11 protein-coding genes are annotated in these 14,102 nt (G+C 60.9%); 6 read left to right on the top strand and 5 right to left on the bottom strand.

Annotated features, from left to right (window positions below; genetic code table 11):
• Nucleotides 1-119 precede the first annotated feature (119 nt).
• The 4 genes from OIS53_RS16580 to OIS53_RS16565 all read right to left on the bottom strand — a co-directional run bounded on the left by OIS53_RS16580 (nt 120) and on the right by OIS53_RS16565 (nt 3,666).
• Entirely contained in the window at nt 120-545 is a 426-nt protein-coding gene (locus tag OIS53_RS16580; RefSeq protein WP_264679690.1) for a GPW/gp25 family protein, read from the bottom strand.
• 18 nt (nt 546-563) lie between these two features.
• Nucleotides 564-1,475: a type VI secretion system transmembrane protein TssO gene (locus OIS53_RS16575; protein ID WP_264679689.1), complete on the bottom strand. Its 912-nt coding sequence runs from the start codon at nt 1,473-1,475 to the stop codon at nt 564-566.
• 36 nt (nt 1,476-1,511) lie between these two features.
• Nucleotides 1,512-2,645, bottom strand: a complete 1,134-nt coding sequence (locus OIS53_RS16570; protein ID WP_264679688.1) for a hypothetical protein — start codon at nt 2,643-2,645, stop codon at nt 1,512-1,514.
• A 172-nt stretch (nt 2,646-2,817) separates the two neighbouring features.
• The gene (locus OIS53_RS16565; RefSeq protein WP_264679687.1) at nt 2,818-3,666 is read right to left on the bottom strand and encodes a TssN family type VI secretion system protein; all 849 of its coding nucleotides are present in this window, start codon (nt 3,664-3,666) and stop codon (nt 2,818-2,820) included.
• A gap of 239 nt (nt 3,667-3,905) precedes the next feature.
• Between OIS53_RS16565 and OIS53_RS16560 the strand changes: the two genes are divergently transcribed.
• The 6 genes from OIS53_RS16560 to OIS53_RS16535 all read left to right on the top strand — a co-directional run bounded on the left by OIS53_RS16560 (nt 3,906) and on the right by OIS53_RS16535 (nt 12,224).
• Nucleotides 3,906-4,892: a type VI secretion system baseplate subunit TssG gene (locus tag OIS53_RS16560; RefSeq protein ID WP_264679686.1), complete on the top strand. Its 987-nt coding sequence runs from the start codon at nt 3,906-3,908 to the stop codon at nt 4,890-4,892.
• Between the two features lie 94 nt (nt 4,893-4,986).
• Complete coding sequence (locus OIS53_RS16555) at nt 4,987-5,925, top strand: EamA family transporter (RefSeq protein ID WP_264679685.1); 939 nt, start codon at nt 4,987-4,989, stop codon at nt 5,923-5,925.
• A 66-nt stretch (nt 5,926-5,991) separates the two neighbouring features.
• The gene (locus OIS53_RS16550) at nt 5,992-6,396 is read left to right on the top strand and encodes a group III truncated hemoglobin (protein WP_264679684.1); all 405 of its coding nucleotides are present in this window, start codon (nt 5,992-5,994) and stop codon (nt 6,394-6,396) included.
• Between the two features lie 154 nt (nt 6,397-6,550).
• Complete coding sequence (locus OIS53_RS16545) at nt 6,551-6,919, top strand: group III truncated hemoglobin (protein ID WP_264679683.1); 369 nt, start codon at nt 6,551-6,553, stop codon at nt 6,917-6,919.
• Between the two features lie 481 nt (nt 6,920-7,400).
• On the top strand, nt 7,401-10,610 hold the full coding sequence (locus OIS53_RS16540) for a SusC/RagA family TonB-linked outer membrane protein (protein ID WP_264679682.1): 3,210 nt from the start codon (nt 7,401-7,403) through the stop codon (nt 10,608-10,610).
• Nucleotides 10,611-10,640: 30 nt separating this feature from the next.
• Nucleotides 10,641-12,224, top strand: coding sequence for a SusD/RagB family nutrient-binding outer membrane lipoprotein (locus OIS53_RS16535; RefSeq protein WP_264679681.1), 1,584 nt, complete (start codon nt 10,641-10,643; stop codon nt 12,222-12,224).
• A 154-nt stretch (nt 12,225-12,378) separates the two neighbouring features.
• Here OIS53_RS16535 and odhB read toward each other — a convergent pair whose 3' ends face one another.
• Complete coding sequence (gene odhB, locus OIS53_RS16530) at nt 12,379-14,070, bottom strand: 2-oxoglutarate dehydrogenase complex dihydrolipoyllysine-residue succinyltransferase (protein ID WP_264679680.1); 1,692 nt, start codon at nt 14,068-14,070, stop codon at nt 12,379-12,381.
• Between the last annotated feature and the right edge of the window lie 32 nt (nt 14,071-14,102).

Below are 14,102 nucleotides of genomic sequence, written 5' to 3'. Positions count from 1 at the left end.
GAACTCAGTAGTACAAGGATGAAGTGGACGATGCGGCCAGGCAGCGCAGCAGCGTAGCGGGCAACCTGCTGGCTCAGCCACGGGCCACGAGATGCTGGCAGCTAGCCGGCGCGTTTGTTCTAGTCGATGGATAGCGGGGCCACGAACAGGCTGGCCCGGAAGGCAAAGGGCTCGTTGGTGTGCAGCAGCACAGCTCTGATGGTTACGTCGAGGCGCTTGCGGATACGCTGGTGGCCGTCGCGCAGCTCGTAGTCTTCCACGTCCACGGTTACCTTCACCTGGTCGATGCGGGGCTCGTGCTCTTGCACGGTGCGCTCCACGGACCGCTGCACGGCATCGCGCCAGCGCAGGTTGGTCAGAGCCTCGAAGTCCTGCTCCCACACCACGCAGCCAAACGTCCGGTCGAAGCGCGCCTCGCCGAAGTAGGTGGTCAACATCAGGTACAGGTGCTGGGCAATAGACTCCTGCTCGGAGCAGCGCGGCAGGTGGCGGCGTTGCAGCAAGTCCTCGAAGTTGAGAGGCAGGCGGTAATATGCGTCGCTCATAAGCTAAAGCCCGCTGGCTTAGTTGCCGCTGAACAAGCCGCGGCGGCGGCCCAGCTCCTTGTCAATAGCATCAATCATCTGGTTGACGCTGGTGCGCATATCTTCGGAGCTAGGATTCTGCAGAATCTCCACGAAGCCCTTGCGGGCCTGCTCCAGCATCTCCCGCTTCTGGTCCCGGGGCTTGTCCAGGGCCCGCAGGCGCAGGCAGTCGGCATTGGCAAACGTCACCTGGTCCCGCAGCAGGGCCGAGTTGTTCAGGGTTTCCTGGAGGCGGCGCTGCAAGTCGGCTACTTTGGCGCTGCTGCTTCCGCCGCCACCCCCACCGCCGCCACCTCCCCCGCCGCCGCCACCAAGGCTGGGCATGGGGGCCGGGCGGTTGGCCGCGGCGGCCTGGTAGGTAGCCAGCATCTGCTTGGTTTGGGCCAGCTCACCCGCCATTTGCTCCCGGCTCGTCACGTCGATGCCGCGCTTTTCCAGCTCCTCGCGCAGGAAGTCAATGGTGCTGCGGTTGTTGCGGAACAGGTCGAAGTCGCGCAGCACGTTGCCGGCAATCCGCTTGTTGGTGGCCACGCGCATTTGAGCGGTGTCGCGGCGCAGCTCGTTCAGGTTGAAGGCTACTACGGTCAGGTTGTCGGTGGTGCGCTTAGCCAGCTCGGCCCGCACTACGTCGTTGGCTTCGGTGCGCATCAGCCGGTCGTTGGCGTCGATGCGCTGAAGCTGGTTGGTCAGCGTGTCCAGCTGGGTCAGCAGCTTCCGCTGTTCCATTTCGTTGAGGTCCAGCTTCCGCTTTAGCTCCCGGTTTTCTTCGGCAATGGCCCGGTCCGAAAACAGGAAGTAAGACGCCACCAGCGGAATAGCCAGGGCAACGAGGTACAGCAGCGTAAACTTCCAGAGACTGGTGGTGCGTTCGGCTTGGTTAAGGGGCTTCATGGGGGAAAGGCGGGGCGAAACGACGAGAAAAGGACGTTAGAACGGGTTCCAGCGGGTGGCCGCCGGCTTCTCCTGGGCCGGGGCATCGGCCAGGGGATTCTCGTTGATGTAGGGTTTCCAGCCCTCTTTGTTTTTGCCGATAAACTCCAGCTGGGTGAGCTGGCGGAAAATAGCCGCCACCAGCTGCCACAGCTCCAGCTGCTGGTGCAGCAGCTCGTGGGTGCGGTGGTGGTCGTAGGTCATGGTAGTGGCTTCGCGCAGGGCGTTGAGCACTGTGGCCGGCCGCGTCTCCGACCATTGCTCTATATACTTCAGCAGCTCTTCGCGCTCGGCCTCGGTGAGGCAGTCGAGGGCCGTGCGCAGGTACTTGGCGGCTTGCATCAGGGACTGGAGCAGCTGCACGGGCGGCAGCTGGGCGGCCGTGAAGTGCAGGCCCGGCAACTGCTGGGCCAGGCCGAAGGCCGTGTGCTCGGCCAGCTGCATTACCAGGGCGCTTAGCTCCGACTTCTTATCGGGCCGCAGCTTCACCTTGTGTACTACCTTGAAGGCGTCGGTTTCGATTTCCTGGAGCACGTGCTCAAACTGGTGCAGCCAGCGCAGCAGCGTGGGGTGGCTTACCAGGGCCAGGCAGGGCGGAATATACTGGCTCACGGGCCGCAGGGCACCTTCGGCGTAAAGTAGCTCGCCAATTACGAGGTGGTAGGAGCTGATTGTATTGCTGGCCAGCTGCTGGGTGGGCACCACGCTGAGGCGGTACTCGGGCAGGGTGTACGGGTGGCGGGGCGGTATTTCCTCGGGAGCGGGCTGCCCGGCGGGCACCCGCACGTAGGGGTTCACCGACACCACCACGCTAAAGCGCAGCTGCTCAGTCAGGGTCAGGTTGAATTCTGCCAGCAGGACCGACAGACTGGTGCGGAAGGTGAGCGGTTCGCTGCCGCTTACCAGCTCAATGCGGGCCCCACCCGCCGTTATGGCCCGGCAGTGCGTGAGGCGGACTTGCACGCCCTGCTGCTGGTCTACGCTGAGCAGCAGCTCCAGAGAAGGAGTGCCTTGCGGGTCGGCGGGAAGCAGGCCGTAGCGGTGGGCGCTCAGGCCCAGGGCCGCAGCGTCGCGCAGGTGCTCCGTAGTAAACTGTTCGAACTCGGTGAAGTGGCGGCGGGATATTTTCATCCCATCTACCCAATTGACAGGATAGTGTTTGATTTCGGGCAGCATAGGTAGTTAACTCAACAAAAAGCGCAAATACGTAGAACAGAAACGGTTGGAGGAGCGGTGTTGGTGGCTTGTCCTCTCGGGGCCGGTAAATTAGGCAAGCCCCCGGACATTCTGGCCCCGGCCCTGCTTAGCTGGCCAGGGGCACCCGCCGGGCCACGATGATGCTGCCCTGCCGCAGAAAATTGTCGCGGAACGTGTGGTCGGGGTTGTAGTAGCGGCGGCGTCTCCACCAGGGCTGCTTGGCGTAGAACAGCCAGCCGTAGGATTGCCCCTGCTCATCCACGTACTGCAGGGCCTGCTCCGGCTTTAGGGCATTGTAATCGGTAATGAAGATGTGGAACAGGTCGCCCAGGCGCATTTCGTAGGGGGCTTTGGAAGAAAAGTCGTGGTATAGCTCCTCGCCGAAGCGCCGCGACATCCAGAAGTGCACCACCATGAAGTTGCTCAGGTCCATGCGGGCCAGGTCGGGCCCGGTGGAGCCGGGGCGGTACTGCCACAGCGTGTACTGCGGCGCCGGAATGCGGCGCCAGGCCTGCCAGGCCTGCCAAAACACGTAGGGCAGCGGAAACAGAAAGGTAGCCGCCACAAACGAGGCCGGCGCCGGGCTGTTGGCCGGAAACCAGCGCCACCAGAATAAGGCCAGTATGCTCAGCACGCCGGCGCCCCAGGTCAGGCCGGTCATCACGCCGCCGTGGGTCAGGTTGTCTTTGTCGTACCAGGGCAGAAACTGCTCCAGCGTCAGGGTATGAACCGCGCCGAGCAGTAGCAGCAGCGCCTGCACCAGCAGAAAGGTGGTTTTGAACTCGAGGGGGCTATACACGGCCCCCAGCCCCACCAGGGCAAACACTACCGCCCACCCCAGCAGGTAGAGCAGCACACTGATAAAGGTAGGATTGCGCTGTAGGCCCGAGCGGGCATTCGACAACGCACTAGAGGCCATGCTACGAGCGTGGGACTTCGGATCGGGTAGGAGCATAAAACTAAAAACGGTTGCGGCCCGGCGGCCGGTATGCGGGTGTGGGCCGGAGCCCGGCCCCCGCCACCCGCTTCGCGCCCAGGGGCGGAGCCGGCGGCAGTAGCGCACCAGGGCGTAAGTTGCCGCAAAAATGCTTACCATGCCACAGCCCGCCGCCACAGCGTGCGTGTTTTGCTCGGCAGCACGCTTTTTTTGCCCTTCTTTGCCGTACTTGTTGTCGTCTGTTTTTGCTTTGTGCCGTGTCTGCTCCCACTTCTCTCCGCCAACTCTTCGATTATTTGCGGCGCCAGCCCCTGGACCTGCGGCTGGAAATTATTTTGGCCGACCTGCTCGACTCCGGGTATGCCTTCGATGATTTTGTGCTGAAGCCAGTGGGCTTGTTTGCGCGCCGCTACCGCCGCGACCTGGGCGCCGTGGCCGAGGAGCACACCACGGGCCGCCGGTCCTCGCCGCGCCTGGCCATCGACGTGCACCGCGAAGGCCTGTACGATGCCTTGCCCCAGGAGGTGTTTCACCACCCTACCGAGCCGATTACGGGTCTCGACACCCGCGCCATGGTAGCCGACATCCGGATTCAGCGCCGCCGCGAAAAATCTACCCGCTTGTTTTTTCTGCCCTTCGAGCAGGAGTTTTTCCGCCACCGGGTGCTGCTGGAGCAGGAGGAGCGCCGCTACCTGGCCAACCTCTCGGCGCACTGGTACAACCAAGTGCTGACCCGGTTCTGGGAGCTGCACGACCAGCTCCCCGCCGCCCAGGTGCTGCATTTGCTCTACTTGTTGCCCCTGGCCTACCGCATCGTGGGCGACCTGCGGCTAACCCGCCTGTGCTTTGAGCGGGTGCTGGAGCGGCCCGTACGCCTGCGCACCATAGCTCCGCTGCAACACCCGGTTACGGTAGCGCCTTCTTCCGCCAGCCCGCAACAGGCAGCCGGGGGACTCACCCTGGGTGGGGTAGAGCTGGGCCGCACCTTCGTGCTGGGCGGCCTCTACCAGGAAACCCTACCGGCCCTGGAAGTTACCCTCGAAGACCTTACCCCCGCCGACCTGGAGCTGTTCTTTACCGATACCTGGCAGGCGCGGGCCCTACAGCTGCTGTGCCGCTACTTCGTGGCTTTTGAAACCGATACCGTGCTGCGCTACGAGCTGCAACCCGCCGCATCGGCCATGTTCGTGCTGTCCGACTCCGGCGACACGGCCATCCTCGGCTACACCACGGCCCATCTGTAAGCAGCCAAACAACGCGCCAGCCCACGGCTACTGAACCAGGTGCGCGCTGAAATGCCCGTAGCTTCGTGGCTGCATCGGTTTCTGCTTCCTGTTCATGTCTGCTTCTTCTTCCCGCCCCGCTTCGGCTACGGTGCTATTGGCGTTACTGGCGCTGTATCTTGTTTGGGGTTCCACCTACCTGGCCACCAAAATAGCTCTGGGGTCGTGGCCACCGTTCCTGCTGTCGGCTACGCGCTACTTACTAGCCGGGGCCTTGCAGTACGGCATGCTGCGGCTCAGCGGCGCCCCGGCCCCCACCCGGCAAGACTGGGTGCGGGCGGCCGTAGTGGGTTTCTGCCTGCCGCTGTTCGGCAACGGGGGCACCACCTTTGCACAGCAGTATATTCCGTCGGGGCTGGCGGCGCTGCTGGTAGCTACGGTGCCCATGTTTCTGGCGCTGCTGGGCTGGCTGAGTGGTATCAGCCCGCGGCCCACACCCCGGGTACTGCTGGGCTTAGGGCTGGGCCTGGCCGGGCTGGCGCTGCTGGTCGGTACCCGCAGCGCCGCGCCCGTGCTGGTGCCGGGCCACGCGGCCCTGGGGGTGGCGGCGGTGCTGCTGGCCGCGTTTATGTGGTCGGTGGGCTCGTTGTATTCCAAGAAAAACCCGATTAGTGGTTCTCCTTTTCTGGGAGTGGGCATGCAGATGCTCTGCGGCGGGTTTTTCCTGCTGCTGGCCGGGCTGCTGCACGGCGAGGCGGCAGCCTTTCACCTGCGGAGTATCAGCGGGCCGGCCTGGGCGGCTTTTGCTTACCTGGTCACGTTTGGGTCGTTCGTAGCATTTTCGGCTTATATCTGGCTGCTGCGGGTGGTGGAACCAGCCCTGGCGGGTACGTACGCCTTCGTTAACCCCGTGGTAGCCGTACTCCTGGGTTGGGCTTTTCTGGGCGAAGCCCTGAGCCCTCCTATGCTCGGCGGGGCTTTGCTCATTGTGGTGGCCGTGGCGCTGGTAGTGCTGGGCGGGCGCCCCAAGCCGGCCGCCGAGCCGAAGACGTGAACGGTACACCAGGGCTGATGGGTTAAAAGGTATTTCCCTCTCATTTACTGCTTGCTGCCTTCCATCATGTGTACTGCCCAAGCGCCTACTCCTGCCGACATTTCCACCGAAGACGACATCCAGCGGCTGGTCGACTCCTTTTACGGCCGGGTGCGCACCGACGAATTGCTGGGGCCCATCTTCGCCGCAGTGGTGCAGAACGAGTGGCCTCGCCACCTGGCTACTATGTACGACTTCTGGAGCAGCCTGCTGCTGGGTACCAGCCGCTACCGGGGCCGGCCGTTTCCCAAGCACTTGACCTTGCCCATCGACAGCCGCCATTTCCGGCACTGGCTAACGCTGTTTGTTGAAAACGTGGATGCCCATTTCGCTGGTCCTACTGCCAATTTGGCCATCCAGAAGGCCGGTACGCTGGCCGCCATCTTCGAGTACCGCGTGCAGCAGGCTCACAATCCTTACCATGTTTTGTAAGGTAGCCGGAAGTCGGCATTACGTGTTTTTTTCATGGTATGCCTCTGCTAATCAGGTGGCAGTAGGCGGCTAAAAAACATTTTGAATACAAGAGCGAAATTTCTGAAACCTGCGTAAATTCGCTGCGTATTTACAGTCCCAATCCCACCCTGCTATGGCATCTTCCCTGACCCTGCCTGATCTGCGGACTGAAGGCGACATTAAGAAGCTGGTTGATTCGGCTTTTAGCAAAGCCAACGATGATGAGCTGCTGGCGCCCCTCTGCCACGCGGTAGCTCAGATTCATTGGCCTCGCCATCTTACCTCGCTTTACGATTACTGGAGCAGCGCCCTGCTGGGTACCTCCCGCTACCAGGAAGGACAGCCGATTCCTTTGCATTCCGCTTTGCCCACCAAGGGCCCCCACTTCCAACGGTGGGTTTTCTTGCTGGAGCGTTCTGTGGAAGAGAATTTTGCTGGCTCCAATGCCGAGCAAGCCAAGCATAAAGTAGCTACCCTAGCTTCCCGTTCCCGCGGCGCTTAACTGTATTCCCACCCCCGATCTTTTTTCTCCTCATCCACCCACTCATTAGAAAGCCCGCTGGACGCGAATCCGGCGGGCTTTTTCGTGCTGCCCGGCCAGCTCTGCTTTCAACTGCTGGCCGCTGTGCATAAAGCAGTTAGACCGAATCAGGTAGACCCCGCGGCTTACGGTATTCCAAGTCTTGGACAGCGGCTCCAAATCTTGGAGCTTCATCGGCTATTCCGGCTTGTTCGCCGAGTAATATACATCTTCTATAGTATAGCCGTCAAATAGCAGTAATTACGCTGGCGGCATGTGCTATTTTTGAGAGAGTTTTAATTTTTCGAGGATAACACCCTCTATTTTTATTTCTTTGCTTCTGAAGGTAAGCTGTATACGATATGTTTAATAGCTTTCTTTGCGTCTCAATTTTGGAATTTCCTGCCTGGCACCCTCGCGTGGCCGCTTACTCACTTGTGTAACTCTTGCCTAAATACTCTGCATGAAGAAAACGTTACTTTCTAACGTATCAGCGTTATCGGCCGTTGGGGTGGTGCTGCTAGCTGCACCTGCGTACGCCCAAACCCGCACTATCTCGGGGCGCGTATTTGACCGGGTAACCACGGAAGGCTTGCCCGGCGTTACGGTGCTGCTCAAGGGCTCTGGCACGGGGGTTTCCACAAACTCGGATGGCACCTTTATACTGGAAGTGCCGGGCAACGGCGGCACGCTGGTGTTCAGCTCTATCGGCTACATCAACGTGGAGCGCGAGCTGGACGATGCCCGCCAGATGGAAGTGGGCATGGCGGCCGACACCAAGCAGCTCAGCCAGGTAGTTGTAACGGCCTTGGGTATTGAGCGCCAGCGCAAGACGCTGGGCTACGCCGTTGAGACCCTGAACAACAGGGACATTACGCGCGCCAGTGAGCCGAACCTGCTCCGCTCCTTGCAGGGCCGCCTGGCGGGTGTGCAGATTTCCGGGGCTACCGGGGCAGCGGGCGGCGCTACGCGCGTAGTAATCCGGGGTGCCCAGTCGTTCACCGGCGACAACCAGCCCATTTACGTGGTGGATGGCAACGTTATCAGCAACGCGGCCCTGAACTCGGCGGGCAACACCGGCGGCGACCTGAACAACGGCGTGGACCTGACCAACCGAGCCGGCGACATCGACCCCAACATTGTGGAGTCGATTACGGTGCTGAAAGGCCCGGCTGCCGCGGCTCTGTACGGTTCGCGGGCCGCCTCGGGCGCCATCATCATCACCACCAAAAAGGGCCAGAATCTGAAAGGCCGGCCCCAGGTGGCTGTGAGCAGTGCCGTAACGTTTGAGCGCGTGAATCGCCTGCCTGAGTTCCAGAATACCTACGGGGCGGGAAGCACAATTACGGCCGGCCCCCTGGCAGGCCGGCAAGTGTATAGCCCAACTACCAACTGGAGCTGGGGGCCGCGCATTCAGGGTCAAAACGTAGCCGACTGGCGCACCTTCCGCCAGCGCTTTTCGGCCGGCCAGCCGGCCGACTCCGTGCGGCTATCGGCTAAGCCCGACAACATCCGTGACTTCTTTGAAACGGGTGTGACCTACAACAACGCCATCTCGTTTGCGGGGTCCAACGAGTTGTCGAACTACTACGTGTCGGTGGCGGATGCGCGCACCTCGTCGTTTGTTCCGGAAAACAACTACAAGCGCACGACGGTAAGCCTGAACGGCGGCACACGCCTCTACGAAAAGCTCGGCATCAGCGGCACGGTCAACTACATCAAGTCGGGCGGCGACCGGGGTATTCAGGGCCAGTCGCTGGCCGGTATTATGCAGTCGCTGATAAACGTTCCTCGTAATATCGACATTACGGAGGCCAAGGATTACAACGACTCGCGCTATAATCTCCAGAACTTCCACTTGGCCGGGTTCCGGAACAACCCCTACTTCCTGCTCGATAAAAACCGCCTGACCGACAATGTGGACCGCCTGCTGAGCACGGCAGAGGTGAATTACCAGCCCTTGCAGTGGCTGGGCTTTACCCTACGCCAGGGCATCGACTTCTTTTCGGACCGCCGCCGGCAGCAGATTGCGCAGGGAACGGTTGGCAATGCCGCCGGCCGGTACATCGAGGACAATATTTACGGCCGCAACACCACTACTGACCTGCTGGCGAATGTGGTTCATCGGATAACGCCTGACATTACCGCCAAGGGCATTTTCGGCGTTGACTACCAGCAACAAGCCATTGAGCGCACAACGGCTAACGGCCTGGGCGTAGTAGTGCCCGACTTCTACGACCTGAGCAACACGCTTAGTGTGCGCACTACCAAAGGCGAATCTAAAACCCGCCTGCTAGGCTACTTCGCCGACGTACAACTGTCTTTCCGCGACTACCTCTACCTGGGCCTGACGGGCCGCCGGGACCGGTCCTCGACCTTGCGTAAGGCCTTCTACTACCCCAGCGCCAACCTGGGCTTTATCTTCACGGAAGCCTTTAAAATCCAGAACAGCATTCTGTCGTTCGGCAAGGTGCGCGCCAACGTAGCCTCGGTAGGTAAAGTGGTGCAGCCCTACCGTGAGCGGACTGTATTCGTGCGCGGCGGCATCGACGACGGCTTCGGTGGGGAGCTGCAGTTCCCCTACGGCACGGTGCCGGCTTTCCAGGTCGGCAACTTCATCGGCAACCCTAACCTGACGAACGAGCTAACCACGGCCTACGAGGTAGGCACGGAGTTGAGTTTCTTTAATAACCGGTTGGGAATCGACGCTACGTACTACAACTCGCGGAGCAAGAAAATCTACGTCGACCTGCTGCTGTCGAGCACCACGGGCTTCACTTCTCAGGCCGTTAATGCCGGCGTGATGGAGAACAAGGGCATTGAATTAGCTGTGGCTGCCACGCCCGTGCGCACGGATAGCGGCTTCAGCTGGGACCTGAACCTGACCTACACCCGCAACCGCAACGAAGTAACGGAAGTATCGAGCACCACTTCCAATATCGTTATCGGGGGGCTGGGCGGCAGCAACGTAGCCCTGAACTCCCAGGTAGGTCAGCCCTACGGCACATTTTTTGGCACCAAGATGCTGCGTGACCCAGAAGGGCGCATTGTAGTGGACGAAAGAACCGGCTTCCCCCGTATCGACCCTAACCGTCAGGCCCTGGGTAGCATTCAGCCCGACTTCCTGGCCGGGGTTTCTACTACGCTGAGCTATAAAGGAGTGGCGCTGAATGTGCTGTTCGACGCCCGAAAAGGCGGTAAGTTTTACTCCCAGACTGTTCGGGATGGATATTTTGTTGGTACGCTTAAGGAAACCGCTGCCAACGACCGACAGCCCTTTGTGGTGCCCAACTCCGTTATCCAGAATGCCGACGGCTCCTACTCGCCCAACACGAAAATTGCTGACGGTGGCAACTCGGTTTGGGATGGCGGCCGGCTGTACTGGCAGCAGTACGCCAACACCGGCGAAAACTCCCTGTTCGATGCTTCTTTCCTGAAGCTACGCGAAACCAGCCTGAGCTACACCCTGCCCGAAGAACTGGCCCGCCAGGTGCGCCTGGGCAGCATTCAGGTGGCCCTGATTGGGCGCAACCTCATGCTCTGGACGCCCAAGTCGCAGCCCCACATCGACCCGGAGGTTAGCTCCTTTGGCACGGGCAACAACCAGGGTTTCGAGTATTTCTCGTTTCCCACCACCCGCTCTTTCGGTGCCAGCCTGAAGCTGACGCTGTAAGCATTCATCTCCTTGCGTATCAGACAATCTATGAAATTGACTACTCTCCGCTGGGTGGCGGCCCTGGGGCTGCTGCTTGGCTCGACAGCCTGCGAAAAAGAACTGCTCGATATCAACAAAGACCCCAACAACCCCGCTACTGCTGATGTAAGCTTGGTGCTGCCTTCCGGGCAGGGCACGGCCAGCTTTATCATGGGCGGGCAGTACAATATTCTGGGCGAGATTCTGGCCCAGCATATGGGCGCCATGGGCGCTCAGTACCGTGGCTACGACCAGTATAACCTTAGCTCCGGCACTCTCGACGGCTTTCAGTTTCAGGCTCTGTATGCCGGAGCCCTGCGCGACTTTGAGTATGTAATCCAGGAGGGCACCAAGTCCGGTGAGTGGCGGATGGTGGGCATTGCCAAGATTCTGAAGGCCCACACGTTTCAGGTGCTGACGGATCTGTACGGTGACCTGCCCTTTTCGCAGGCCTTGCAGCCTGAGGTTACCATCACACCCGCCTACGACAAGCAGCGCGACATTTACGCCGGCCTGCACACGCTGCTGACCGAGGCCGTGGCCGATATTGGCAAGAAGCAGGGCCGCTTCCCCGGCTTAGCCGATTTGCACTACCGCGCCGCCACCGAAGCCGACATGAACAGGTGGGTACGACTGGCTAACACGCTGCGCCTGAAGCTGTACTTGCGCACCAGCGAGGTAGACCCCGCGGGAGCCCAGGCCGGAGTAGCTGGCTTGTTCAGCCGCCTGACCACCACCGACTTTATGCTCTCCGGCGAGGATTTCCAGTTCAACCACACGGCCAACGCTGGTGCCGAAAACCCGTTTTATCAGGCCAACTCCCGCCTGCCTAATCAGCTGGCCGTGAGCCGCACGCTGGGGTCGTCGGTAATCATCAACCCGGCTCAGGGCCTGGTAGACCCGCGTTTCCGCGTGTATTTTGTCGACTGGGACTTGAGCACCCCTTCTGTATTCGACTTCTTCTTCCGGGAGCCGGGCTCGTCTGATGGCTTCCGCTGGAGCACGCCTGGCCCTTGGTTTTTCGGACAAAACTTTGCCAACGCCAACAACCGGCCCGCCGCTGATTTTCCGGGCATTCCGGCTACCGATGCTCCTGCCAAGGCCCGCCCTACGCTGCTGCTGACCTACGAAGAGAGCCTGTTCCTGCGCGCCGAAGCTGCCGTGCGCGGCTGGAGCACGGAAGGTGCTCAAGCCATTACCCTCTACAACAACGGGGTAGCCTGGGCTATGGGCCGCTACGGCATCACCGCCGCCGAGTACAACACCTACATTGCCAACCCTCGCTTCAATCTGGTGGGCGTTACGACCACCCCCGACAGAATAGGGCGCATCATTTGGCAAAAGTGGATTTCCCTGTATGGCACCAACGGCCTTGAGGCCTGGGCGGAAGCTCGCCGCACCGACGGTATTCTGAGCTCGACGGGCCAGCCGCCCATTCCGCTGCGCGCACCGCTGGTAAACTTCATAGGTGGCAACCGCCTTATTAAGCGCCTGCCCTACCCCGACTCCGAGTTGCAGCGCAACCCGAATGTGAGCAGCACTGGCCTGGCCCCCGGCGACATCGTTACCCCGGTGTGGTGGGACGTAAAGTAAGCTTATTGGCGCAGTTGTAAGCCAAGCAAAAAGGCTCTGTTGAATCTTCAACAGGGCCTTTTTCTTTTCGACAGATTTCTCTAATACCATTCCCAACAAAAAACGGGCTCCTACAAAAGCAGAAGCCCGTTTTTTGTGTCAACAACACCTATGCCTACACACCGAGCAGCAGGCGAGTAGGGTCTTCGAGCAACTCTTTCACGCGCACCAGGAACGACACCGATTCGCGGCCGTCGATGATGCGGTGGTCGTAGCTCAGGGCCAAGTACATCATCGGGCGAATCACCACCTGCCCGTTTTCGGCCACGGGGCGCTGCACGATGTTGTGCATGCCCAGGATGGCCGACTGTGGGGCGTTGATGATGGGCGTGCTCATCATAGAGCCAAACACTCCGCCATTGGTGATGGTGAATGTGCCCCCGCTCATTTGCTCGATGGTGAGCTTGTTGTCACGGGCCAGGCCTGCCAGGCGCACCACTTCCTTTTCAATACCATCGAAGCTGAGCTGCTCGGCGTTGCGAATCACTGGCACCACCAGCCCTTTCGGCGCCGACACGGCAATACTGATGTCGCAGAAGTCATTGTACACGATGTCAGTGCCATCAATCTGCGCGTTGACGGCGGGCCACTCTTGCAGGGCCACGCACACGGCCTTGGTGAAGAACGACATAAAGCCCAAGCCCACCGAGTGCTTCTCCTTGAACTTGTCTTTGAACTTGGCGCGCAGGTCCATGATGGGTTGCATGTTCACCTCGTTGAAGGTGGTGAGCATGGCCGTTTCGTTTTTCACCGCCACCAGGCGGCGCGACACCGTTTTGCGCAAGTTGCTCATCCGCTCCCGGCGCTGGGTACGGTTGCCGGGTTGCGGACTGGTTGCCGGCTGTTGGTTGCTGGCTTGGGCAACGGGTGCAGCAGCCGGCGCAGCAGCAGGTACGGCTGGGCGAGCCTGGGCATTCTGGGCGTCTTCTTTCGTAATGCGCCCGTCGCGGCCGGTGCCCTGCACGTCGGCGGGGTTAATGCCTTTCTCGCCGAGGATTTTGCCGGCAGCCGGTGAAGGGGTGCCCGTGGCGTAGGACTGCTGACTGCTGGCAGCCGGCGAGGCGGCTACCGCAGCCGACTGCACTGGCGCCGCAACTAGAGCCGCAGCGGCTGGTGCCCCGCTGCCGCCCTCGATGCGGGCAATAGTGGCTCCGATACCGATGGTTTCGCCCTCCTTGGCCCCGTGGCGCAGGGTGCCGGTGCCTTCCGCGGGCAGCTCAAACGTAGCCTTGTCCGATTCCAGCTCGGCAATAATTTCGTCGCGCTGCACCTGGGCTCCATCCTCCTTGAGCCACTTGGCCACTGTCACCTCCGTAATAGACTCGCCCACGGCCGGAATTTTCATTTCGACGGTAGCACCGCCACTGGCACCGGCCGGAGCGGCAGCCGGCGTGGGCGTATCAGCCGAGCCAGCCTGGGAGCCACCATAGCCGCTCTGGTTGCTGGCTTCGGGGTTTTGCTCGCCTTGAGTGATGGGGTCGGAACCTGCCGCCGCAGTGCCGTTGGCGCCTTCTTGCGCCCCGCGGGTTGCGGAGTCGTTTTGTACACTGGCCGGGGCAGCTGCACTGGTGCCTGCACCTTCGATGTCGGCAATAACGGCGCCGATACCAATGGTTTCGCCTTCGGCTACGCGAATTTTCAAAGTACCATCGGCTTCCGCGGGCAGCTCAAACGTGGCCTTGTCCGATTCCAGCTCGGCAATGACTTCGTCGCGCTTCACGGCCGCGCCGTCTTGCTTAAGCCATTTGGCGATGGTAACCTCGGTAATGGACTCGCCGACGGCGGGGATTTTGATTTCCAGACCCATAGGTGGGAGTGTTGAAAGGGTTGCGGGTTGGT

The organism is Hymenobacter sp. YIM 151500-1 (assembly GCF_025979885.1).
Taxonomy (GTDB): domain Bacteria; phylum Bacteroidota; class Bacteroidia; order Cytophagales; family Hymenobacteraceae; genus Hymenobacter.
Note: the sequence above shows the minus strand (reverse complement) of the source record. Positions and strands in the feature narration are given on the sequence as shown.

Bases quoted from the DNA above. Each gene is read 5' to 3' on its own strand.
- OIS53_RS16580 (WP_264679690.1), bottom strand. From the start codon at position 545: ATGAGCGACGCATATTACCGCCTGCCTCTCAACTTCGAGGACTTGCTG.
- OIS53_RS16575 (WP_264679689.1), bottom strand. From the start codon at position 1,475: ATGAAGCCCCTTAACCAAGCCGAACGCACCACCAGTCTCTGGAAGTTT.
- OIS53_RS16570 (WP_264679688.1), bottom strand. From the start codon at position 2,645: ATGAAAATATCCCGCCGCCACTTCACCGAGTTCGAACAGTTTACTACG.
- OIS53_RS16565 (WP_264679687.1), bottom strand. From the start codon at position 3,666: ATGCTCCTACCCGATCCGAAGTCCCACGCTCGTAGCATGGCCTCTAGT.
- OIS53_RS16555 (WP_264679685.1), top strand. From the start codon at position 4,987: ATGTCTGCTTCTTCTTCCCGCCCCGCTTCGGCTACGGTGCTATTGGCG.
- OIS53_RS16550 (WP_264679684.1), top strand. From the start codon at position 5,992: ATGTGTACTGCCCAAGCGCCTACTCCTGCCGACATTTCCACCGAAGAC.
- OIS53_RS16545 (WP_264679683.1), top strand. From the start codon at position 6,551: ATGGCATCTTCCCTGACCCTGCCTGATCTGCGGACTGAAGGCGACATT.
- OIS53_RS16540 (WP_264679682.1), top strand. From the start codon at position 7,401: ATGAAGAAAACGTTACTTTCTAACGTATCAGCGTTATCGGCCGTTGGG.
- OIS53_RS16535 (WP_264679681.1), top strand. From the start codon at position 10,641: ATGAAATTGACTACTCTCCGCTGGGTGGCGGCCCTGGGGCTGCTGCTT.
- odhB (WP_264679680.1), bottom strand. From the start codon at position 14,070: ATGGGTCTGGAAATCAAAATCCCCGCCGTCGGCGAGTCCATTACCGAG.